The following is a 23,379-nucleotide window of genomic DNA, read 5'->3' as shown; positions in this document are numbered from 1 at the left end:
GGGCCGACCTCCTCGAGTCGAAGCGAGCCGCTGACCGCTGGGGTGGCGCTCCGCCGGCCCTTGGCCCGACCGGTCGCCACCAGGACCAGGGCCCCGAGGACCACCAGGGTCCCGACGAGGGACAGCATCGAGACGGCCACGGCCTCGGCGGCGTGGGTGGTGCCGAGCTGCTCCAACCAGACCGGGAAGGTCCGGATCGAGAGCAGGCTGGCCATGACGTACTCCCCAAGCGCCAGGGCCACGGTCATGGCCCCAGCCGCCAACAGGGTGCGGCGCAGGCTCGGCAGGAGCACGAACCGGAGGGTCGCCAGCCAGCCGCCGCCGAGCGAGCCGGTGGCGTCGACCAGGGTCCGCAGGTCCAGGGCCGAGACCCCGGCGTCGACGATCCGGTAGACGTAGGGCAGGGCCAAGACGGCGTACTCGAACACCAAGATGGCCGGCGACCCGGTGAGGCTCGAGGGGAGGAACCGGAGGGACGAGGTGACCCCGAGCACCAGGACGACGACGGGCACCATGAGGGGCACGAGCACCACCGTGTCGACCACCGACTGCCAGCTCGGGGCCCGCAGGTGGACCCAGAGCGAGGTCCCGAGCGTGAGGGCCAGTTCGACCAGGGCGGTGCCGAGACCGACCTCGAGGGAGAGACCGAGCGACGACCAGAACCCCGGGGTGTCCACGACCCGCCGGTAGGCGTCGAGGGTGAACGCCCCGTGGCTGCCCTCGAGGCTGAAGCGGGCCGAGGCGAGGAGGGGCACGACGAAGTAGAGGGCCAGGCCGACCAGCACGACCAGCCGCCAGCCGCGCCCGCGCCGGGTCACCGCAGCCACCTCGCTCGGCGACGGACCACCAGGCTGTAGCAGCTGGCCACCAGCACCACGAGGACCACCATCTCGACCCCGAGGGCGTCCCCCAGGTTGGCCTGGTTCGCCACGACGTTGCCCGAGACGAGGTTGCCGATGTCGAGGGGCACGAGGGGGATCACGCCGCCGGCCAGCGCGGCGGCGGTGGCGTAGGCGGCGAAGGCGTCGGCGAAGAGGACGAGCAGACCAGAGAGGAACGTCGGGGCGAGCAGCGGGAGGCCGACATGGCGCCAGTAGCGCGGCCCCGTGGCCCCGAGGCTCTCCGCGGCCTCCCGCCACTCCCGTCGGAGCCCCTCGACGGCCGGCAGCATGACCAGGACCATCATGGGGATCAAGAAGTACTGGTACACGACCACCAGGCCGGTCACCGAGTAGAGGGTGAAGCCGTGCCGGTAGGGGTCGAGACCGAGGTGGCCGAGGAGGCCCGTCACCACGCCGAAGTTGCCCAAGGTGGCGATGAAGGCGAAGGCCAGGGGGATCCCGCCGGTGTTGGCCAGGACCGCCGCCAGGCCGGCCGCCAGCCGGGAGAGCGGCCCGCCCCGCTTCCCGGTCAGGGCCACGACGGCCAGCGTCCCGAGCACGGCCGCCACCACCGCGGAGACCGTGGAGAGCTCGACGCTGACCACCAAGGCGTGGAGGTAGACCCCGGTGGTGGCGGCCCGCAGGTTCGCCAGGCTCGGCCGGCCACCCGGTCCCTGGAAGGCCTGGACGAGCACCCCGACGGTCGGGACCACGAAGAAGAGCGTCAAGTAAGCGAAGAGGGGCAGCAGGCCGGTCAGGGGAAGCCGGAGAATCCGGCGGGCCAGGACGCCTCGGCTGCCGGAGCGCTCGAGTGCCGAGCCCGGCTCGTCGGCCGGCCGCTCGTCGACCTCGCCGGTGGGGCCGGCGGGCCTCAGACCGAGGGCCACTGCTGGAGGACCACCTGCTCGGCGGCGTTCAGCTGCGCCTGAGTCGGGAAGCTCACCTGCCCGTGGACCGGTGGCAGCTGGGCCAGCGCCGCCTGGTCCACCTGGCCGCTTTGCTCCAAGGCCGCCAGTTCGACCGGGTCGGCGTCACCTTGCAACCACCCGTTCTGGCCGGCCGGCGAGAACAGGTAGGTCTCCCAGAGCCGAGCGGCAGCCGGATCCGGCGCGTCGCGGGAGATGGCCTGGACGTAGTAGGCGGCGTAGAGGCCCTTCGTGGGCACGAAGACCTTCCAGTCGACCTTGCCGGCCAGGGACTTCCGGTACTGGACCTGCAGGTAGGTCCAGTCGATGGTCACCCGGCACTGCCCGCTGGCGATGGTCGAGGGGGAGGCGCCGGTCGGCACGAAGTTGCCCTTCTTCGCCAGCTCCTTGAAGTAGGCGATGCCCGGCTCGATGTTCGAGAGCGAGCCCCCGTTCGCGAGGGCCGCCGCGTAGACCCCGGCGAAGGCCGCACCGGCGCTCTCGGGGTTGCCGTCCAGGCAGACCGCGCCCTTGAACTCCGGTTGGAGCAGCGAGGCGAACGACGTCGGTGGCGTGGGGAAGTCCTTGGCGTTGTAGCCGATGGCGATGTAGCCGCCGTAGTCGTCCCACCAGTAGCCCTGGGCGGACTTCTGGTCGGCGGGGATCTCGGACCAGGTCGGCACCTTGAACGGTGCGAAGAGCCCTTCCTGCTGGCCCTGGAGGGCGAAGGACGGGCCGATGTCGACCACGTCGGGCTCCTTCGAGCTGCCCCGCTCGGACTTGATGGCAGCCAGCTCCTCACCGCTCGAGCCGTCGGGGTTGGCGTCGTTCACGGTGATGCCGTACTTCTTCTCGAACCCCTTCATGATGCTGCCGTAGTTCGCCCAGTCCGGCGGCAGGGCGATGGCGTTCAGGTGCCCCTCGGCCTTGGCTGCGGCGACCAGGGCCTTCATGCCGCCGCACTGGCTCACCGAGGTCGCCGTCGCCCAGCAGGCCGACGAGCTGGCGGCGTCCGCCGTCGCCGACCCCGAGGACCCGCTGGAGCAGGCCGCCAGCCCGCTGCCGGCTGCGACGACCATCGCGCCCGCCGCCAAGCGGCGCACCAGTCGACCATTCCCCTTGCGCTGCACGCCCACCTCTTCCGTCCTTCGACTCGAGCTCCCGGCCCGGACCACCCGGGCACGGGAGGGACGCTAGAGACGGCAGGTGAACGGCCCGTGTCCTGCGGCCCTCGGCCACGCGACTTCTCGGTGAACTCCTCGCGACGGCAACCCGAGGGATCTCGGCTCAGCCGAGCAGCGTGGCGAGAGGGGTGACCGGCAGGCCGTGGGTCGCGCCGACAGGTGGGTGAATCAGGACCGGCACGGCCACTGGCGGACCCTCAGACCGGCTCTGGCTCCCGGGGCTGGCCGAGCACGACCCCTGGTGGCGCAGGGGCATCGGTCGTGGGGGTCTGCAAGGGGAAGTGGCAGGCTGCCGCGTGGCCAGGACCGAAGACCTGCATCGGCGGCTCCTGCTCCGCGCAGATCGGTTCGGCCAGCGGGCATCGGGTCCGGAACCGACAACCCGAAGGAGGGTGGACGGGCGAGGGCAGCTCGCCGCGGATCCCCCCACCGCGCTTGCTCCGCTCGCGTGAGGGGTCGGGGATGGGGATCGACCCGATCAGACCCCGGGTGTAGGGGTGGGCGGGTGCGTCGTAGACCCGGCCCGCGGGACCCACCTCGACCAGCTTGCCGAGGTACATGACCCCGATCGTGTCCGAGAGGTACCGGAGGACCGCCAGGTCGTGGGAGATGACCAGATAGGTGAGTCCGTGCCGTTCCTGGAGGGCCTGCTCGTCGGCGACGACCAGTCTCGGCTCCAGGGTGAGCGCTCGGGCCAGCCCGATGCGCTGTCGCTGCCCGCCGGAGAACTCGTGGGGGTAGAGGCCCGTTGCCTTCCGGCTGAGCCCGACCTCTCCGAGGAGCCGGGCCACGGCCTGCCACTGGGCTCGGCGGTCGCCGATGCCCTGCACCAGGAGCGGTTCCCGGAGGATCGATCCGACCCGCATCCTCGGGTCCAACGAGGCATAGGGGTCCTGGAACATGAGCTGGACGTCCCGGCGCCTGCGCCGGAGCTCGGCCGACCCCAGTCGCAGGAGCTCCTGGCCACCGAGGCGGATCCGCCCCGACGTCGGACGGTCCAGGGCGACCACCAGCCGACCGATGGTGCTCTTGCCGCACCCGGACTCCCCGGCCAGGCCGAAGGTCTCGCCCTGGCGGATCGCGAAGGAGACATCCGACACGGCCTTCACCGAGTCCTTCGCTCGCTGCAGGATGCCCCGCCGGATGGGGAACTCCTTCACCAGGTGCTCGACCTCCACCAGGAGGGGGGCCCCTTCGAGCGCCGCCCGGCGTGCCGTCGCAGCGGCGTGCCAGCGCAGGGTCTGCTCCTGGTCGACCATGTGCCGCCGGGAACCCTGGCTCTCGCCGACGGGGTGGTAGCAAGCAACGAACCGGTTGCCTTCCTCCTCGACCACCGGCGGCTCGGTGGTCGAGCACTCCTGCGTTGCGTACCGGCAGCGGGGAGCGAAGCGGCACCCGACCTGCGGCTCGGAGAGGTCCGGCGGGTGCCCGGGGATGGAGTAGAGCGGGGCGTCGGCGTCCTGGTCGAGCTGCGGGATGGACTCCAGGAGGGCCTCGGCGTAGGGGTGCCGCATGTGCCGGAAGAGCTCAACCGTTGGTGCACCCTCGACGATCTTGCCGGCGTACATCACCATGACCCGGTCGGTCCGCCCCGCGATCACCCCCATGTCGTGGGTGATGAGAACCAGGGCCATGCCCAAGGATTCCCGGAGCTCGTCGAGCAAGTCGAGGATCTGTGCCTGAATCGTGACATCGAGGGCCGTGGTCGGCTCGTCGGCGATCAGGAGCTTCGGCTGGGCAGCGAGGGCGGTGGCGATGACGACCCGCTGACGAAGCCCCCCGGAGAGCTGGTGCGGGTAGTCGTCGAGGCGCTCCGCGGGGTTCGGGATCCCGACCAGGCGCAGGAGCTCGAGGGCCCGCTCACGGGCTTGCTCCTTGGGCATCCGCTCGTGGATCCGCAAAGGCTCCGCGACCTGCCTCCCGATGGTCATGGTCGGGTTCAGCGAGGTCATGGGGTCCTGGAACACCATCGCGACCTCCCGGCCCCGGACCCGGCGCATCTCCTCTTCGGACAAGCCCACCAGGTCCCGACCACCAAGGACGATCCGCCCCCCGACGATGTGACCAACCTGCGGCAGGAGCCGCATGATCGAGAGCCCGGTCGTGCTCTTGCCGCAGCCCGACTCCCCGACCAGGCCGACGCACTCCCCGGCGTCGACGTGGAACGAGACGTCGTCCACGGCCCGGACCGGCCCTGAGCGCAGCCGGAACTCGGTGACGAGGTGCTCCACCTCCAGGACCCGCTCGGTCATCCGCTCCCCCTTCCCCGGACCCTGCCCGTCGCCTCCACGTCTTGCTCGGGCGCTTCAGCCGAGGACAGCGGTGAGGGAAGTCACGGGAAGACCGTGGGCCTCCCCCACCGGCTGGCAGACGAGCTGTCCCTCGACAGTGTTCACGCCCAGCGCGAGGGCGGGGTCTTCCCTGACCGCATCGCGCCAGCCCTTCTCGGCGATCGCCAGGGCGTAGGGGAGGGTGGCGTTCGTGAGCGCGTAGGTCGAGGTGTGCGGCACGGCGCCGGGCATGTTGGCGACACAGTAGAAGACCGACCGGGCCACCTTGAAGGTCGGATCGGCGTGGGTCGTCGGTCGGGTCGACTCGAAGCAGCCGCCCTGGTCCACCGAGATGTCCACCAGGACCGAGCCCGGCCGCATCCGCGACACCAGCTCGTCGCTCACCAGCTTCGGGGCCCGGGCCCCGGTCACCAGCACAGCGCCGATGACCAGGTCGGCTCCGAGGCAGGCCTCCTCGATGGTGTGGGCACTCGAGGCGAGGGTCTGGACCCGGCCCTGGAAGAGGTCGTCGATGTGCCGGAGACGGGCCAGGTTCGTGTCGAGGACCGTCACGTCGGCCTGCATCCCCGCCGCGAGGGTCGCAGCGCTCAAACCCGCCACCCCGCCCCCGATCACCACGACCCTCGCCCGCCGGACGCCAGCCACCCCGCTCAGGAGGACACCCCGTCCACCGCGGGGGGCCTGGAGCGTCTCGGCCCCCACGATCGGCGCCATCCGGCCCGCCACCTCGCTCATGGGAGCCAGCAGGGGGAGGGTCCCGTCGGGGAGCTGGACCGTCTCGTAGGCGATCGCCGTGGTCCCCGCCCGCAGCAGGGCCTCGGTGCAGGCCCTGGACGCCGCCAAGTGCAGGTAGGTGAAGAGGACCTGACCGGACCGGAGCCGATGGAATTCCTCCTCCACAGGCTCCTTCACCTTGAGGACAAGCTCCGCCTCGGCCCAGACGTCGTCGGCGTGCCCGACGATGGAGCCCCCAGCCGCCACGAACTCCTCGTCGGGAATGGACGACCCCACACCAGCATCCTTCTCGACCAGCACCTGGTGGCCTGCCCGCACCAGCTCCCTGACCCCTGCCGGTGTGATCGCCACCCGCCCTTCTTGCTGCTTGACCTCTCTCGGAACACCGACCTTCATGCTTCTCACCGTCCTCACTCGCTGCTCCTGTCCCCGCTCGCGGCGGGGAACGCCATCCGGACCTCCGAGGAGCCGGCCACCACCCATCGGCTGGTCACCACCTTCCCCCGGCTGTAGAAGTGCACCGCGTCCCGGCCGTAGACGTGGGTGTCCCCGAAGAGCGACTGCTTCCAGCCGCCGAAGGGGAACGTCCCCACGGGCACGGGGATCGGCACGTTGACCCCGACCATCCCGCAGGGGGCTTCCCGGGCGAAGCGCCGGGCCAGCGCCCCGCTCCTGGTGAAGATGGCCGCCCCGTTCCCGTAGGGGTTCGCCCGGAGCAGCTCCAGGGCGTCGTCCAGGTCGGCGACCCGGACGACGGCGAGCACCGGACCGAAGATCTCGTCGTCGTAGACGGCCATGCCGGGTCGGACCTCGTCGACGAGGCTCGGGCCGAGCCAGAAACCCCGGGGCGGTCCCTCCACAGGATGCCGTCGACCGTCCACCACCACCCGGGCCCCCTCTTCGGCTGCTTTGTCGAGGTAGCCCGCAACCCGGTCCCGGTGCTCCCTCGTGACCAGTGGGCCCATCTCGACCCCAGGCCGGTCGCCCGGCCCCACCCGGACCTCTGCCATCCGCTTCGCGATCCGCTCGACCAGCGCGTCGCCGACCGGTTCGAGGGCCACCACCACCGACACCGCCATGCAGCGCTCCCCGGCCGAGCCGAACCCGGCCGACACCGCGGCCGCCGCCGCTTCGTCGAGATCGGCGTCCGGGCACACGACCATGTGGTTCTTGGCGCCACCTAGGGCCTGCACCCGCTTGCCCGCCGCTGCCGCCGCCTCGTAGACACGACGGGCCACCGGGGTGGAACCCACGAAGCTCACGGCTGCGACCCCGGGATGGGCCAGGATTGCCTCCACGACTTCTCCGTCTCCCTGGACCACCTGGAACACCCCTGGCGGCAGGCCGGCCTCCTCCCAGCACTCCGCCAGCACCAACGACGCCGAGGGATCCTTCTCACTGGGCTTTAGGACGAAGGCGTTGCCCAGGGCCACCGCCACCGGACACATCCACAGCGGCACCATCGCCGGGAAGTTGAACGGCGTGATCCCGGCCACCACGCCAAGTGGTTGACGGACCGAGTAGGTGTCGACACCCCGGGACACCTGTTCGGAGAACTCCCCTTTTGCCAGGTGCGGCACACCGCAGGCAAGCTCCACCACCTCGAGGCCGCGGGCCACCTCGCCCTCGGCGTCCGCCACCGTCTTCCCGTGCTCGCGGCTCACCACCCGGGCAAGCTCCTGGGTCCTCGCCCGGAGCCGCTCCCGGAAGGCGAAGAGCACCGCGGCGCGCTGGGCGAGGGACGTCTCCGCCCAGGCCCGCTGGGCTCGCTCCGCGACCTGCACCGCACGGTGCACCACCTCGGCGTCACCGAAGCGAACCTCAGCGATCACCTCGCCCGCGGAGGGGTCGAAGACCGGACCCGTCCGCCGGCCCGTGTCCTCCAGCCGCCCACCGATCCAGTGCCCGACCTGGCGGATCCCGCGGCCAGTCTCCTCGCTCCCCGTTCCCCCTCGATGCTCCACGCCCAGCTCCTACTCCTGCGACCATCTGCCCGTCGTCCCCGAAGGACACCGATTATTACTGATTCTTTCACCCTGTCGTCATCTAGGCAACGGATTCCCTCGGAAGTTTGCTAGTCCACCACTATATCGATACATCCCGCCGATCGATCTCAGGAGTCGAACCCCAAGCCGACCCGATCCAGCAACCGCAGCCAGGCGTTGCGGGCCCCTTCTCGATCGTCGGCCCGCGCCAAGGACCAGCGGGTCAGGGCCACCACGCCGGTCCGGAGGGGTTCGGGCGGGAAGGGAACCGGCTTCGTCCGGACCAGCTCGAGCTCGCGCCGGTCCGAGTGCCTGTCCTCCAACAGGTCGCAGACCACGGTGCCGGCGAAGCGGGAGGCACCGACGCCGAGGCCGGTGAAACCCGCGGCGTAGGCCACCCGGCCACGAAGGGCAGTCCCGAAGAAGACGCAGAACCGACTGCAGGTGTCGATGGCCCCGCCCCAGCGGTGGGTGAAGCGGACATCCTCGAGGCTCGGGAACGTCTCAAAGAAGTGCCGGGCGAGGAGACGGAAGGTGGCGAAGCGCTGCTCGTGCTCCGCTCGCACGGTCCCCCCGGGGTAGTAGATCGCGTCGTAGCCGCCGAAGACGATCCGGTTGTCCTCGGTCAACCGGTAGTAGTGGAAGCGGTTCCCGCTGTCCGAGATCCCCTCGCGTCCCTTCCAGCCGATCGACCCGAGCTGTTCGTCGTCGAGGGGCTCGGTGGCCAGGACGTAGTCGTACACCGGCAGGACGTAGGCCCGGACCCGCCGCAAGGGCGAGGGGAAGGCATTGGTCGCGAGCGCGACGTGCGCCGCCATGACCCGCCCGCCCGTGCCCAGCTGGAGGACGACACCGGCGGGGTCCCGCCGAAGGCAGTCCACCGGGGTCTCCTCGAAGACCCGGACGCCTCGGCGCTCGAGGATCTCGAGGATGGACCAGGCGAGGCGCGCCGGGTCGAGCATCGCGCAGCGTCCCGGCGTCCGGAGCCCCCCGAGGTAGGTCGGGGAGGACACCGCGCCTCGGCACTGCCCTGCCTCCCAGAGCTCGACCGGCACCCCGAGCCGCTCGGCGAGCCCGGCGGTCCGGTGCAGCTCCTCGAGCTGCCACGGGGCGGTCGCGACGTCCAGCGTGCCGGAGCGCTCGAAGCCGCAGTCGACGCCCTCGGCGAGCACGAACCGTTCGATCTCGTCGAGGTTCTCGAGGCCGAGGCGCTCGAGCTCTCCGATCTCGTCCGGGAAGCGGCTCGCCCCGTTGGCCAGGCCGTGGGTCAGGCTCGCGTCGCAGAAACCACCGTTCCGCCCGGTGGCCGCACTGGCCACCCGGCCGGCGTCGACCAGGACGACCTCCAGGCCGGGGTTGCGTTCCGTGGCCTCGAGGGCGGTCCACAAGCCGGTGAAGCCTCCACCGACGACGGCCAGGTCGCAACGGACCTGGCCGGTCAGGGTCGGTCGACGGGCGGGTCGACGGGGACTGTCCAGCCACAGGGGGACCGGTGCGCTCTCAGCGAGGCTCCGTTCCACGAGCCCGTCCCCGGTCCTCCCGGCAAAGCGGGCGGTCCTTGGCACGACGTCCCTCACCGCTTCTGGAGCCGGACCTCGACGACGTCGGCCAACCCGTCGCCGATGACGTTGATGGCCAGCACCGTGACCACGATCAGGAAGGCGGCCGGCCAGAGCTGCCACCAATACCCGTCGAACAAGTTGTTGATCCCGGTGCTCAGCATGTTGCCCCAGCTCGTCGCTGGCGGGGGCGGGCCGAGGCCAAGGTAGGTGATCGAGGCGAAGGCCAGGATGGCGTTGGCCACCGTGAGGGTGCCGTTCACCACTACCACGCCGAGGAGGTTCGGCGTGACGTGCCGCCGAACGATCTCCCGGGCCCTCGAGCCGAACCCCTTCGCCGCGACCACGTAGTCGCGCTCCCGGAGCGAGAGGGTCTCGCCACGGACCAGCCGGGCTGTCGACAGCCAGCTCACGGCGGACAGCACCAGGATGACGACCAGGAGGTTGGGCCGGATGAGGGCGGCGAGGAGCACGACGAAGAACAGGTAGGGGATCGAGAGCATGGCGTCGACGATCCGCATGAGGACGGCGTCGACGACCCCACCGACGTAACCCGCCAAGGCGCCGTAGACGAGGCCGAACAACGTCGAGAGAAGGCCCACGCCGAGACCAACCTCGATCGTCGACTGGCCCCCGACCATCAACCTCCCGAGCTCGTCGCGCCCCTCGGGCGAGGTGCCCAGCAGGTGGGCGGCAGAAGGCGACAGGTTCTCGTCGATGAGGTTCGTGGCGACCTGGTTGGTGTGGTAAATGAGCGGGCCCACGAAGCTGAACAGGACCATGAAAACGATGACGCCGAGGCCGACGAGGGCCAGTCGGTTCTCGGCGAAGGTCGTGGCCGCCAAGCGGAGCCAGGAGGTGGGCTCGACGACCTCGGCGTCCCGCGTCGCCAAGTGCTCGTCGCGCAGCAGCTCCCCGCCGATCGCCGTCCCGTTGCCCCCAGGCGCGCCGGAGGGCTCGCTCTGGCTGTCTCCCTCCACCATCGCCCGGGTCGCCGGACCGGCGGCCTCGGTCGGGTCACCCTGCCGGGGTTCCCCAGTCGTCGTCATCAGTAGCGGATCCTCGGATCGAGGGCTGCGTAGCCCAGGTCGGCAAGGAGGTTGCCCACGACGGTGGCCACGGTGACCACCAGGACGACCCCCAGGAGCACGGGGTAGTCCCGCTGCTGGGCCGCGTCCCAGAAGAGCAGGCCCATGCCGGGGAAGTTGAAAAGGGCTTCGATGATGAGCGACCCCGAGATGACATAGGGGAGGGTCAGGCCGATCATCGTCACCGTCGAAGTGAGCGAGTTGCGCAGGACGTGCCGGAAGAGCACGCGCCGCGGCGAGGCCCCCTTGGCCTGGGCGGTCCGGACGTGGTCGGCGAGCAGGTTGTCGACGGCGGAGGAGCGCATGAACCGGCTGAAATAGCTCACGTTGCCCAGGGCGAGCGCGAGCACCGGGAGCACGAGGACCTTGGCGTCGGTGCCCAAGCCAGTGCCGAAGCTCGAGGCCGTCGAGGGGAGAACTCCCAGCCACATGTTGAGCACCACGATGAGGACCACGCCGATCAAGAAGCTCGGCATGGAGTAAAAGGTCAGCATCAGGGCGCTCAGGGCGTGGTCGTCGGGCCGGTTGCGCCGGTAGGCCTGCCAGAGACCCATCGGGATGGCGATGATGATCGCCAGCACCATGGAGGTACCCACCAGAAGCAGGGTCCGCGGGAGGTAGCGGGCGAGGAGGCTCCCGACCGACTCGTCGAGCTTGTAGGAGAAACCGAGGTTGCCCTGTAGGGCGTGCCATGCCCAGATGCCGTACTGGACCACGATGGGCTTGTTCAGCCCCTCCTGCACGGTGAGCTCGTGGACCTCGTAGGTGGTGGCCCTCGGACCGAGCTGGGCGCGGACGAGGCCACCGGGCAACGCGTGGAGGAGACCGAACACCACGATCGAGACGAAGAACAGCACCACCACGGCCTGGGCCAACCGACGGACCACGTACCCGATCACCCCTGGTCCCCTCCTTCCCCTCGGCGGCCCCCCGTCACCGGCGCCTCAAGCGTCCTCGATGCACGACATGACGTGCTTGACCCGCGTGTAGTCCTCGAAGCCGTAGAGCGAGAGGTCCTTCCCGTAGCCCGAGCGCTTGAAGCCACCGTGGGGCATCTCGGCGACGAGCGGGATGTGCGTATTGATCCAGACGGTCCCGAAGTCGAGCCCCCGGGCCATCCGAAGCGCTCTGGCGTGGTCCTTCGTCCACACGCTCGATGCCAGCCCGTACTTCACGTCGTTGGCCATGCGCAGCGCCTCCTCCTCGTCGGCGAAGCGCTGCACGGTGATCACCGGACCGAAGATCTCCTCCTGGACCATCTCGTCGTCCTGGTGGAGGTCCACGACCACCGTCGGGGCGAAACAGAACCCCCGCTCCCCGAGGCGCTGCCCGCCGGTCAGGACCTTGGCGTGGCCCGGCGCCCGCTCCAGGAAGCCGCTCACCCGCTCGAGCTGGTGGACGTTGTTCAGCGGGCCCACCGTCGCCTCGGGATCGTCCGTCCCGCCGACCCGGGTCTCCTGGGCGCGCTGGACCAGGGCAGCCACGAAGTCGTCGTGGATCCGAGCGCTCACCAGCACCCTGGTCGCAGCGGTGCAGTCCTGGCCGGCGTTGAAGTAGCCCGCCGCGGCGATGCCGGCGGCGGCTCGTTCGACGTCGGCGTCCTCGAAGACCACCACCGGCGCTTTGCCGCCCAGCTCGAGATGGACCCGCTTGAGGGTGTCCGCCGCGCTGGCCGCGACCTCCATGCCTGCCCGCACGCTTCCGGTCACCGAGACCATGGCCGGAGTGTGGTGAGCCACCAGGAGGCGACCGGTGTCCCGGTCGCCGCAGACCACGTTCAGGACCCCCGGCGGCAGGTGCTCGGCCATGAGCTCCGCCATGGCGATCGTCGACACCGGCGTCGTGTCGGAGGGCTTGAGCACCATGGTGTTGCCCGCGGCCAGGGCGGGCGCCCACTTCCACACGGCCATCATCATGGGGTAGTTCCACGGCGTCACCGCGGCGCAGACCCCGACCGGCTCCCGCCGGATCATGGAGGTGTGCCCAGCCATGTACTCCCCGGCCGATCGGCCCTCCAGGAGCCTGGCTGCCCCGGCGAAGAACCGGATCTGGTCGAGCATCGGGGGGATCTCCTCCGTGGTGGTCACAGAGACCGGCTTCCCGGTGTTCTCGGTCTCCAGTGCCACCAGCTCCTGCGCGTGCTCCTCGAGGGTGTCCGCGATGCGGAGCAGGGCCCGCGCCCGCTCCGACGGTGTGCGGTCCCGCCAACCCGGGAAGGCGGCCGCCGCCGCGGCCATCGCCCGGTCGACGTCCTCAGCGCCCGAGACCGGCGCCGCGGCGAAGACCTCGCCGGTGCTCGGATCCACGAGGTCGGCGTAGCGCCCCTCGATCGGTGCAACCCGCTCCCCGCCGACGAAGTTCGAGAGCTGCCGCACGGACGCTCCTCGTTCGGCCATGCCTACCTCCCCCAGACGGTGGCCGCTCCCGGACCGACCGCCTCCTGGTGCCGTTCCACCGGCCCCGAGGGCCGCGGGCCCTATGCTGACACACGGCCCCACCACGTGCAAGGGAATCCGTCGTGAAGACGACGTTCCATGATCGAATCGGTTGCAAGGGAGTAGACAATGGCCGAAGATAGTAGCGGCGACGGTCGGCACCGGCGAGGTCGGGCCGGCCGAGCGGTGATGGGGACCCGGGGCCGCGGCGGCCTGGGGGGACCGGGTGCAGCGGGCACGCGACGGTCGGCCGGGGACGGCACCCGGGACCGGAGCGGCACGGCCCGACGAGGGGGAGGGAGTGGGGTGGCGATCAGGGGAACGACGGGCGGGAACGGGCCAGGGCTGCTCGACGAGGTGAACAAGGCCATCATCGAGCAGCTCCAGAGCGACGGGCGCCAGTCCTACGGGTCGATCGCCCAGGCCGTTGGGCTCTCCGAGGCGGCGGTCCGTCAGCGGGTGCAGCGCCTGCGGGAGAGCGGGGTGATCCAGATCGTGGCCGTGACCGACCCGCTGCAGGTGGGCTTCAACCGGCAGGCCATGGTGGGCATCTGCGTCGACGGTGACGTCCGGCGGGTCGCGGAGAAGCTGGCGGCGGTGCGCGAGATCGACTACGTGGTCCACTGCGCGGGGTCTTACGACCTGCTGGTCGAGCTGGTGTGCGAGGACGACGACCACCTCCTCGACGTGCTGAACACGGCCATTCGGTCGATACCCGGGGTCCGCAGCACCGAGACCTTCATGTACCTGCGACTGGTGAAGCAGACCTACACCTGGGGGGTCAGATGAGCGACGCTCACGTCGGGACGCAGGGGCCAGGGGCCCGCCGCCTCCCAAGCGGCCTCGCGGCCCAGCTCTCGGGCCCCTCCTACCAGGGACCGGCCACCTTCGCCCAGCGGCCACTGCTCAGCGAGCCCGAGGAGCTGGACCGTTGGCGTCCCGACGTCGCCGTGGTCGGGGCACCCTGGGACGACGGGACCACGAACCGGCCCGGTGCCCGGTTCGGTCCACGGGCCCTGCGTGCCCTGGCCTACGGTCCGGGCACCTACCACCTCGACCTCGGGGTCGAGCTGTTCGAGACGCTGGAGGTCGTGGACTACGGCGACGCCCTCTGCCCGCACGGCCTGACCGAGGTGGCCCATGCGCGGATCCGGGAGCGGGTCGCGGAGGTGGCCACCCGGGGGATCTTCCCGGTCGTCCTGGGCGGGGACCACTCGATCACCTGGCCAGCCGCGACGGCGGTGGCCGAGGCCAGGGGCTGGGGTCGGATCGGGGTCGTCCACTTCGACGCCCATGCCGACACGGCCGACGAGATCGAGGGCAACCTGGCGAGCCACGGCACCCCGATGCGGCGCCTGATCGAGTCCGGCGCCGTCAAGGGTTCGGCCTTCGTGCAGGTCGGGCTGCGGGGCTATTGGCCCCCGGCCGAGACCTTCGCGTGGATGCGGGAGCAGGGCATGCGCTGGCACACCATGCAGGAGGTCTGGGAACGGGGCCTGCCCGCGGTGCTGCGGGACGCGGTGGCCGAGGCCACCGAAGCCGCCGAGGCGCTCTACCTCTCGGTCGACATCGACGTCCTGGATCCCGGCTTCGCTCCAGGCACCGGCACCCCCGAACCCGGTGGGCTCGCACCGGCCGACCTCCTGCGGGCGGTGCGAGCCCTGGCCATCGAGGTCCCGCTGGTGGCCCTCGACGTCGTGGAGGTCTCCCCGCCCTACGACCACGCCGACCTGACGGTGAACAACGCGCACCGGGTAGTGCTGGAGGTCCTCGCGGGGCTGGCGGTGCGCCGGGGCGCGCCGGTCGCTCCGCCCCGGCCCGCCCCGAGGACGCACCCTGGTCCGGGAGAGGGCTGAGATGGCCGCCTCGCTCCTCCTCCGAGGGGGCCGCATCCTGCTCCGGCCCTCGACGGCGAGCTGGGCCGAGGCCCTGGCCGTCGAGGGCGGCCGGGTCGTGGCGGCCGGGCGACTCGAGGAGGTGCTGGAACACTGCGACGCCCGCACCGAGGTGCTCGACCTGCACGGGGGCGTCGCGGTCCCCGGCTTCGGGGACGCCCACATCCACCCGGTCCTCGGGGGCCTGGAGATGGCCCGCTGCAACCTCCTCGGGACCCGATCCCGGCAGGAGTGTCTCGAGACCATCGCCGACCACGCGGCTGGGCTCGGACCCGACACCTGGCTGCTCGGCGGGGGTTGGGCGATGGAGGCCTTCCCCGGCGGCCTCCCGGACCGCCGGGACCTGGACGCCGCTTGCGGCGATCGGCCCGCCTTCCTCCCGAACCGGGACCATCACTCGGCGTGGGTGTCGACCCGAGCGCTCGAGCTCGCCGGCATCGACCGGGGGACCCCCGACCCGCCGGACGGTCGGATCGAACGGGCGGACGACGGCACACCGACGGGGGTGCTCCACGAGGGCGCCATGGCCCTGGTCGGCCGACTCGTCCCCCCGCCGTCGCCAGCCGAGCTCCGCCGGGCGCTCCGGCTGGCCCAGGCCGAACTGCACCGCCTCGGGGTGACCTTTCTCCAGGACGCCTGCGTGGGTACCGCCCCCGAGCTCGGCGCCGTCGACGCCTACGACACTTACCGGGCTGCCGACGACGAGGGCTGGCTCACCCTCGACGTCGTGGGCGCGCTCTGGTTCGAGCGGCACCGCGGCCTCTCGCAGCTCGAGGACCTTCTGACCAGGCGGGAGGGCGCGTCGGCCGGGCGGTTCCGGGCCACCTCGGTCAAGCTCATGCTCGACGGCGTCTGCGAGACCCTGACCGCAGCCATGACCGAGCCCTACCTGGGGGTGGTCGACCACGGCGGCCACGCGTGCGGCACGCTCTTCTTCTCGCCCGAGGAGCTGCGCGCCATCGTGACGGCGCTCGCCGCCGAGGGCTTCCAGCTGCACTTCCACGCCCTGGGCGACCGGGCCGTCCACGTCGGGCTGGACGCCCTCGAGGCGATCCCGGTGGGCGAGAGGCACCGGGCGCGTCACCACCTGGCCCACCTCCAGTTCGTGCGGCCCGAGGACCTGCCACGCTTCGCCCAGCTCGGAGCGACCGCGAACTTCCAGCCGCTTTGGGCCTGCAACGACCCCCAGATGACCGAGCTGACCCTGCCCCGGGTCGGACCAGAGCGGGCGTCCTGGCAGTACCGGATCGCCAGCCTGGCCGGAACTGGCGCTCGGGTGGCCTTCGGCAGCGACTGGCCCGTCTCCAGCCCCGATCCCCTGGAGGAGCTCTACGTCGCCGTCCACCGCCGGCTCTCGCCCCGGCTGGGGGTTCTCGGCACGCCCGAAACCGAGGAGCCCCTGCTCCCGCAGGAGGCGGTCGACCTCTACCAGGGCCTCGCGGCCTTCACGGAAGCGGTGGCCTGGGTCAACCATCGGGAGGGGGACCTCGGCGCCCTGCTCCCCGGCTACCTGGCGAACGTCGCGGTGCTCGACCACGACCCCTTCGGGTCGGGTGGTGCCGGCCTCGAGGACTGCCGGGTCGTGGCGACCCTGGTGGAGGGGGCCGTGGTCCACGACGGCACCTCCCAACGGGGAGGATCGGGCACGGGCGGCTAGGCCCCGAGGTGCACGACCATCGTCCGGAGGTCTGCCATCTCGAGCAGCGTGTGCTTCCCGCCGATTCGACCCCATCCGGTCCGCGTGCCCGCCGCGCCCCCGAAGGGCATGGCCACGTCCCACCAGTTGTTCGCCTCGTTCACCACGACCTGACCGACCTGCAGCCGCTCGGCGAAGAAGAACGCGCGGTCCAGGCTCCTTGTGAACACCGCTCCCTGCAGGCCGAGGGCGTCCTGGTTGGCCAGCGCGAGGAGCTCCTCGTCCGAGGAGGCCTGCAGAACGGGGACGACCGGGCCGAAGGACTCCTCCCGGGCCACGGCCATGGCGGGCTGGACCCGGTCGACGAGGGTGAACTCGTAGTAGAGGTCGGTCGGGGCCCCCGGCCGGCGGGCACCACCGAGGAGGACCTCGGCGCCCGAGGCCCGGGCGTCGGCCAGGTGCCGATCCATCTTGGCCGCCACGTCCTCGTTGTTGAGGGGCCCGAGGGTGGTCGCCGGGTCGAACGGGTCGCCCAGACGGATGCCCTTCGCCCGCTCGAAGCAGGCGGCCACGAACTCGTCGTGGACCGCCTCGTGCACCAGGACCCGCTCGGTGGCGCAGCAGACCTGGCCTGAGCACAGGGCGGCTCCCTCGACGGCCGCCTGGGCGGCCCGCTCCACGTCCGCGTCGGCGCACACGACGAAGGGCCCGTTGCCCGAGCACTCCATGACCGTCCGCTTCATGCCGGCGACCGACAGGATCCGCTCACCGGTCGCCGAGGAGCCGATGAAGCCGATGGCGTCGATCCCGGGGTGGGTGACGAGGAGCTCTCCGACGCTCGCCTCACCCGGCAGGACGTTGACCAGCCCGGGGGGCAGCCCAGCCTCGGCGAAGCACTCGACGGCCGCCAGCACGGCCATCGCGGTGTGGGCCGGGGGTTTGACGACGTGGGCGTTGCCGGTCGCCAGGCCGGGGGCGACGAACTCCGCCATCATGAGGACGGGGAAGTTCCACGGGGTCACGATCGCCCAGGTGCCGACCGGTCGGTAGAAGGTGAGCATCCGCTTGCGCGGATCCGACGCCGACATGGTCTCGCCGTGGAGCCGGAGCACGTCCTCGGCGTGCAGGTGGAAGAGCGTGGCGGCCTCCCGCACGTCGGCCTCGGACTCGGCCAACGGCTTGCCCTGCTCCAGGGTCTGCAGGCGAGCCAGTTCCTCGAGCCGGGCCTCGATGGCCTCGCCGATGCGGTGGCAGATTCGGGCCCGCTCCGCCACCCCGACCTCCGCCCAGGCCACCTGGGCCCGCCGGGCTGCCGCCACCGCCAGGTCCACCTCCCGGCGCCCCGGCAACGGCACCGTGGCGATGTGGGCCCCCGTCGCCGGGCTCCGGATCTCGAGGACTCGTTCGGCGGCGGGCACCGTCGTCCGACCGTCGACGAGACACCCAAGGGTCCGCGGTTCCTGTTCGCCTGCCTGGCTCGCTTGGTCTCCCGGAGGCGGTCCTGCGGACACGGTGTTGCTCGTCATCATCGCCCCCTTGCGCTCACTTCGAAGTGAAGTACCAGGTCGAGGGCTGGTAGTTGGCGTAGGGGTTCAGCGGGTACCAGCCGCCCAGGTCCTTCGGGGCCACCACGATCTCGTAGTCCGAGACCGGCCACCACAACGACGCCACCTGCTTGGAGATGTAGTTCTCCTCGGCGTAGAGCGCCGACAGCCCGGCGCTCTGGTGGACAGCCTTGATCAGGGAATCCGCCTGCGCCGAGCTGTAGCCGCCGGCCCAGTAGTTGCCCTGACCGAACTGGTTGCCACCACCGGGGATGACCTCGTACTGCCCGAAGTCCCACATGAACTCCGAGTAGCCGGCCATCCCCCAGTCGCAGGGTCCCGGCGGGCAGACGCCGGCGATCGAGTACATCGTGTCCTCGGTCTGGCCGTCGAGGCTGATCTGCACACCGACCTGCTTCGCCGCGCTCTGGAACGCCTCGACCTGGGCCAGGAAGCTCGGGGTGCCGGTCGAGTACATGAACAGGATGCTCAGGGTCTTGCCCTTCGGGATCCCCGCACCGCACTCGTTTGCCGCCGTCCCCGGTCGCTCGCAGACGTCGATCCCCGAGGAGCTCTTCACCCAGCCGTGCTCGCTCAGCAGCTTGGCCGCTGCCGCCGGGTCGTAGGGGTAGGGGTCGTGCTTGAGCTCCGGCGAGACGAGGTCGGAACCGGGGAAGTCCGGAGCGATGCCATAGTCGAGCAGGCCGTACCCGTGGAGGGTCTGGGTCAAGTAGAGCTTCTCGTTCACCAGGTGCTGGAGAGCCTGGCGGATGTAGAGCTGACTGACCAGGGCCTTCCAGGGCCCGGTGTAGCCGAACTCCATGTCCTCGTTGTAGAAGACCCGCCAGGGCTCGACGTTGTACCCGTGGCTCTCGAAGTAGGGAATCTCGGCGGTGTCCGTGAAAGGAATGAACCCGAAGTCGACCGTCCCGGAGCGCACGGCGTCGAGCTCAGCGGTGTCCGAGGAGAAGCTGTAGATCCGGTAGCCGGCCAAGTGGGGCTTGTCCGGTCCGGTGTAGGCCGGGTTCGCCACCAGCTCGGTCTCGTACGTGGTCGGGTCGTAGGACTTGATCACCCAGGGACCGTCCACCACCTTCCACAGCGGGTTGGTGGCGTAGGTCGAAAGGTCCTCGGACTGCTTGTAGAGGAAGTTGTAGACAGCCTTGGCGCCCGCCAGGGTCGAGGCGTCGTGGCCGACCGCGCAGCTCGAGCAGGTCTTGTCCCAGGCCTGCCTCGGGAGCGGGTAGATCCAGGTCAGCTGGTTGCCCGTGAACCACGCCGGGTTGAAGGCCCTGGTCAGGTGGATGGTGAACTGGTACGGCCCGTTGTAGGTCACGCTGGCGATGTCGTCGGGCATCTCACCGGGCACGTAGGGGGCGTACTTCCCGAGCTTCGCCCCAGCGGCTTCGAGCTCGAAGAAGAAGCGGACGTCGCTCGTGGTCACGGGGACGCCATCGGACCACATCCATCCCTTGTGGAGCGTGATGGTGACCTCGGTGTCACCATTGGAGTAGACCGGCGGTTCTCCGATGGAGAGCTTGTAGTTGATCCCCGTCGTCCCGGGCCCACCGGCGAAGTAGAGGGGCCGCCACATGCCGCTCTCGACGTTGGAGTCGTAGTCCTCGTAGTTCGCCTGGTTCTCCAACGGGAGCATCCAGGAGAAGTCCTCCCCGATCGGCATGGCGTAGCTGGCGACACCCCCGTTCACCGGCTTGCCGGTGACCGACGGCGGCGCGCCCGCCTTCGAGGGGCTGGTGCTCGACGAGCAGGCTGCCAGGAGGAGCGAGCCGACGGCAACGGCCGCCAGGGCCTGGGCTGCCCGCCAGACTCGTCGCCGCGTCAGAGCGCAGCGACCGACGATCGGCAGGCGCCCGACCAGCTGCTGCCCCTGTCCCTCCGCTACTGCCATCCTGACCTCCCCCTCGGATCGCCTGGGACACTGCCGTTGCCGCCCTGAGGCAGGAGCGGCTCATGCGTGTTGATCATGCCATCAGTCAGCGGGAATGGCAAGGGATTTCGTGTCAATGGAGATTCCATGCAACGGATTCCGCTGCGCTGGGCCTGGCCTGGGCGCGGTGGCCCGTCAGTCGGGCGCCTGGTGCCTCCGACCCGAAGGACGGCCCCGAAGGAAGGCAGGGTGCCACCCGGCCAGAGGCCACCCAGCCAGAGGGCCGGTCGTCGCCGGTCCGGCGCCTCGGTTCCACCGAGGCGCACCTAGGGGCTGGTCAGGACGATGGAATCCGTATAGGATCAGTCTCGTCACGACTGATTCGCTCGCCTTCCTCGAATCACGCAGCGGATACGACGTGACGGTTGGGAACCGAGCAGGTGCCGGCGCGGCGCCAAGGGGGAGTGAAGGACGATGACACAGACGGCGAACCCGACCTCGAGCGGAAGCCACCGGCGGGGGGCGACGGACCCCTCGACCGGGGCGGGGCTGGACCTCCAAGAGGCGGCGCGGCGGCACCTGTGGATGCACTTCACCCGGCTCGGCGCCTACCGGGACCACGAGATCCCCGTCATCGTGCGAGGCGAGGGCCCCTACGTCTACGACCAGCACGGCAAGCGCTACCTCGACGGCCTGGCCGGCCTGTTCACCAGCCAGCTCGGCCACGGACGGCGGGAGCTGGCCGAGGCCGCGGCGACGCAGATGGAGACACTGGCCTACTTCCCGATCTGGAGCTACGCGCACCCACGCTCGATCGAACTGGCTGAGCGGATCGCCGAGCTGACCCCTGGGGACTGCAACCGGGTGTTCTTCACCACCGGTGGGTCCGAGGCAGTGGAATCCGCCTGGAAGCTCGCCCGGCAGTACTTCAAGGTCACGGGTCAGCCCTTGCGCACGAAGGTGATCTCGCGCGAGGTCGCCTACCACGGGACGACCATGGGGGCCCTCTCCGTCACCGGCGTGACGGACATCAAGTCGGTCTTCGAACCCCTGGTGCCCGGTGCGGTGAAGGTGCCGAACACCAACTTCTACCGTGCCACGCAGCACGCGGACGACATCGAGGCCTTCGGACGGTACGTGGCGGACCGCATCGAGGAAGCCATCCTCGCGGAAGGACCCGAGACGGTCGCCGCCGTCTACTTGGAACCGGTGCAGAACTCCGGTGGCTGCTTCACGCCGCCGCCGGGGTACTTCGCGCGGGTGCGGGAGATCTGCGACCGCTACGGGGTCCTGCTGGTCTCCGACGAGGTAATCTGCGGGTTCGGCCGCCTCGGCCACTACTTCGGTGCCCAGCGCTACGAGTTCCAGCCGGACATGATCACCGTGGCCAAGGGCCTGACCAGCGGCTACGCCCCTCTGGGCGCGCTGATCGCCCGGGAGCACCTGGTCGAGCCCTTCCTCGAGGGCACCAGGAGCTTCCTCCACGGCATCACCTTCGCCGGTCACCCGGTGAGCTGCGCGGTGGGTCTGCGGAACCTGCAGATCTTCGAAGACGAGGGGATCTGCGAACACGTCCGTGAGAACGAGGCGAGCTTCCGCCAGGTCCTGGAGGACCTGCGGGGCCTGCCGATCGTGGGCGACGTGCGCGGTGCGGGTTACTTCTACGGGATCGAGCTGGTGAAGGACAAGACGACCAAGGAGACCTTCGACGACGAGGAGTCCGAGCGCCTCCTGCGGGGCATCCTCTCCCCCTCCCTCTACGACGCCGGGCTGATCTGCCGAGCCGACGACCGGGGCGACCCGGTCGTGCAGCTCTCCCCGCCCCTGATCTGCGGACCCGAGCACTTCAAGGAGATCGGGGAGATCCTCCGTCACGTGCTCTCGGAGGCCTGGAAGCAGATCTGATCGACACGGCGCAACCGGTCATGATGCCCCGCTACCAGGGTCTCTCGTACTGGTTCGACAGCCTCGGCGAGCCCCTCGTCGTCCGCCCACGGCTGCCCGGGCCCCTGGACGTCGACGTCTGCATCGTCGGGGGCGGCTTCACGGGCCTCTGGACCGCCCGATCGCTGCTCCGGGCCCAGCCGGACCTCCGGGTGGTCGTCCTGGAGGCCGAGGTCTGCGGCTTCGGCGCCTCGGGCCGCAACGGCGGGTGGGCCTCGGCCCTCTTCGCCGCCAGTCCCGGTCGCCTGGCCCGACTGCACGGCCTCGAGGCCATGCACCGCATGCGCCGGGCCATGCAGGCCAGCATCGACGAGATCGACAAGGCAGTCGGGGAGGAGGGGATCGACTGCGGGTTCGCCCGGGACGGCACCGTGGTCCTCGCACGCGACGAGGCCCAGCTGGCCAAGGCCACCCTCGAGCTGGCCGAGGCCAGGGAGCTGGGCATCCCCGAGGACGACCTCCGCTGGCTCGGCCCCGGCGAGCTCCGGGACTACCTCGACGCCAGCCGGGCCCTCGGGGCCACGTTCACCCCGCACTGCGCTGCCATTCACCCAGGACGGCTGGTTCGCGGACTGGCCCGGGCCGTCGAACGCCTCGGCGGGACCGTCCACGAGGGCACCCCGGTGCTCGAGGTGGTACCGGGCTCGCCCGGGCCCGTGTCCCGCCGGCCGTTCGTGAGGACACCGGCGGGACCCGTCCAGGCGGACGTCGTCGTGCTGGCAACCGAGGCCTTCACCTGCCTGCTTCCCGGCCAGCGACGTCGCCTGGCACCCGTCTACTCCCTGGTCGTCGCCACCGAGCCGATCCCCCCGGAAGTGTTCCAGCAGCTCACCAGGAGGGGGCGGCCAACCTTCTCCGACTACCGCAACGTCCTGGTCTACGGGCAGTTCACCACCGAGGGCCGGGTCGTCTTCGGGGGCCGCGGCGCCCCTTACCATTTCGGTTCGCGGATCGCCCCGCGCTACGACCAGGACCAGCGGGTGCACCAGGGCATCCATCGGGCCCTCGTCGAGCTCTTCCCCGCCCTGGCCCAGACCCGAGTCACCCACCGCTGGGGCGGCGCTGTCGGCATCCCCCGGGACTGGCACTCCTCGGTCGGCTACGACCCCCGGACCGGGCTCGCCTGGGCCGGGGGCTACGCGGGCGACGGGGTCACGACCACCAACCTGGCAGGCCGCACCTTGGCCGACCTCGTGCTCCGGCGGGAGTCCGACCTCACGACCCTCTGCTGGGTGGGCCACCGCTCCCCGGACTGGGAGCCCGAGCCGCTCCGCTTCCTCGGGATCAACGCCGGGCTCCTGGCCGCCCGCCTGGCCGACCGGTTGGAGCGACTCAGCGGACGACCCTCGGTGCTCAGCTCCCTCGTGGCCCGCCTGGCCGGGCACGCCTGAGACCCCAGGACCAAAAAG

17 protein-coding genes are annotated in these 23,379 nt (G+C 70.8%); 5 read left to right on the top strand and 12 right to left on the bottom strand.

Annotation, left to right across the window (positions count from 1 at the left end):
* The 10 genes from Acit_RS05280 to Acit_RS05235 form a co-directional block, all read right to left on the bottom strand.
* A partial coding sequence (locus tag Acit_RS05280; RefSeq protein WP_248106546.1) for an ABC transporter permease occupies nucleotides 1-818 on the bottom strand: 818 nt, incomplete at its 3' end.
* Nucleotides 815-1,768: an ABC transporter permease gene (locus Acit_RS05275; RefSeq protein WP_248106543.1), complete on the bottom strand. Its 954-nt coding sequence runs from the start codon at nucleotides 1,766-1,768 to the stop codon at nucleotides 815-817. The genes Acit_RS05280 and Acit_RS05275, both read right to left, overlap by 4 nt.
* A complete protein-coding gene (locus tag Acit_RS05270; RefSeq protein ID WP_248106540.1) occupies nucleotides 1,753-2,916 on the bottom strand; it encodes an ABC transporter substrate-binding protein in 1,164 nt (387 codons plus the stop codon). The genes Acit_RS05275 and Acit_RS05270 overlap by 16 nt, the downstream gene beginning before the upstream one ends.
* Before the next feature lie 251 nt (nucleotides 2,917-3,167).
* Nucleotides 3,168-5,222, bottom strand: coding sequence for a dipeptide ABC transporter ATP-binding protein (locus tag Acit_RS05265; protein WP_248106538.1), 2,055 nt, complete (start codon nucleotides 5,220-5,222; stop codon nucleotides 3,168-3,170).
* A 54-nt stretch (nucleotides 5,223-5,276) separates the two neighbouring features.
* Nucleotides 5,277-6,392, bottom strand: coding sequence for an alanine dehydrogenase (gene ald / locus Acit_RS05260; RefSeq protein WP_282436309.1), 1,116 nt, complete (start codon nucleotides 6,390-6,392; stop codon nucleotides 5,277-5,279).
* Between the two features lie 14 nt (nucleotides 6,393-6,406).
* Nucleotides 6,407-7,960, bottom strand: coding sequence for a CoA-acylating methylmalonate-semialdehyde dehydrogenase (locus tag Acit_RS05255; RefSeq protein ID WP_248106534.1), 1,554 nt, complete (start codon nucleotides 7,958-7,960; stop codon nucleotides 6,407-6,409).
* Nucleotides 7,961-8,109: 149 nt separating this feature from the next.
* A complete protein-coding gene (locus Acit_RS05250) occupies nucleotides 8,110-9,501 on the bottom strand; it encodes an NAD(P)/FAD-dependent oxidoreductase (RefSeq protein ID WP_248106532.1) in 1,392 nt (463 codons plus the stop codon).
* A gap of 53 nt (nucleotides 9,502-9,554) precedes the next feature.
* Nucleotides 9,555-10,589, bottom strand: a complete 1,035-nt coding sequence (locus tag Acit_RS05245; RefSeq protein WP_248106517.1) for an ABC transporter permease — start codon at nucleotides 10,587-10,589, stop codon at nucleotides 9,555-9,557.
* Nucleotides 10,589-11,527: an ABC transporter permease gene (locus Acit_RS13520; protein ID WP_248106513.1), complete on the bottom strand. Its 939-nt coding sequence runs from the start codon at nucleotides 11,525-11,527 to the stop codon at nucleotides 10,589-10,591. The genes Acit_RS05245 and Acit_RS13520 overlap by 1 nt, the downstream gene beginning before the upstream one ends.
* Nucleotides 11,528-11,572: 45 nt before the next feature.
* Nucleotides 11,573-13,024 carry a gamma-aminobutyraldehyde dehydrogenase gene (locus Acit_RS05235; protein WP_282436307.1) on the bottom strand — a complete coding sequence of 484 codons (1,452 nt, stop codon included), beginning with the start codon at nucleotides 13,022-13,024 and terminating at the stop codon, nucleotides 11,573-11,575.
* A gap of 345 nt (nucleotides 13,025-13,369) precedes the next feature.
* Between Acit_RS05235 and Acit_RS05230 the strand changes: the two genes are divergently transcribed.
* The 3 genes from Acit_RS05230 to Acit_RS05220 are packed head-to-tail and all read left to right on the top strand — an operon-like array spanning nucleotide 13,370 to nucleotide 16,615.
* On the top strand, nucleotides 13,370-13,852 hold the full coding sequence (locus Acit_RS05230) for an Lrp/AsnC family transcriptional regulator (RefSeq protein ID WP_248106505.1): 483 nt from the start codon (nucleotides 13,370-13,372) through the stop codon (nucleotides 13,850-13,852).
* The gene (gene speB / locus Acit_RS05225) at nucleotides 13,849-14,919 is read left to right on the top strand and encodes an agmatinase (RefSeq protein WP_248106495.1); all 1,071 of its coding nucleotides are present in this window, start codon (nucleotides 13,849-13,851) and stop codon (nucleotides 14,917-14,919) included. The genes Acit_RS05230 and speB overlap by 4 nt, the downstream gene beginning before the upstream one ends.
* A 1-nt stretch (nucleotide 14,920) precedes the next feature.
* A complete protein-coding gene (locus tag Acit_RS05220; RefSeq protein ID WP_248106493.1) occupies nucleotides 14,921-16,615 on the top strand; it encodes an amidohydrolase in 1,695 nt (564 codons plus the stop codon).
* On the opposite strand, the gene Acit_RS05215 is transcribed toward Acit_RS05220, so the two are convergent.
* Both Acit_RS05215 and Acit_RS05210 read right to left on the bottom strand, forming a co-directional pair.
* Nucleotides 16,612-18,012: an aldehyde dehydrogenase family protein gene (locus Acit_RS05215; protein WP_248106489.1), complete on the bottom strand. Its 1,401-nt coding sequence runs from the start codon at nucleotides 18,010-18,012 to the stop codon at nucleotides 16,612-16,614. The two genes, Acit_RS05220 and Acit_RS05215, sit on opposite strands and share 4 nt — an antisense overlap.
* 124 nt (nucleotides 18,013-18,136) lie before the next feature.
* Complete coding sequence (locus Acit_RS05210; RefSeq protein WP_248106486.1) at nucleotides 18,137-20,047, bottom strand: ABC transporter substrate-binding protein; 1,911 nt, start codon at nucleotides 20,045-20,047, stop codon at nucleotides 18,137-18,139.
* Nucleotides 20,048-20,500: 453 nt separating this feature from the next.
* Between Acit_RS05210 and Acit_RS05205 the strand changes: the two genes are divergently transcribed.
* Both Acit_RS05205 and Acit_RS05200 read left to right on the top strand, forming a co-directional pair.
* Nucleotides 20,501-21,931: an aspartate aminotransferase family protein gene (locus Acit_RS05205; RefSeq protein WP_248106485.1), complete on the top strand. Its 1,431-nt coding sequence runs from the start codon at nucleotides 20,501-20,503 to the stop codon at nucleotides 21,929-21,931.
* A gap of 23 nt (nucleotides 21,932-21,954) precedes the next feature.
* On the top strand, nucleotides 21,955-23,361 hold the full coding sequence (locus tag Acit_RS05200) for an NAD(P)/FAD-dependent oxidoreductase (RefSeq protein WP_248106483.1): 1,407 nt from the start codon (nucleotides 21,955-21,957) through the stop codon (nucleotides 23,359-23,361).
* The last annotated feature ends 18 nt before the right edge of the window (nucleotides 23,362-23,379 follow it).

Source organism: Aciditerrimonas ferrireducens, from assembly GCF_023130475.1.
GTDB lineage: Bacteria > Actinomycetota > Acidimicrobiia > Acidimicrobiales > UBA8190 > Aciditerrimonas > Aciditerrimonas ferrireducens.
The sequence above is the reverse complement of the archived record's forward strand: the minus strand, read 5'-3'. Positions and strand labels throughout refer to the sequence as shown.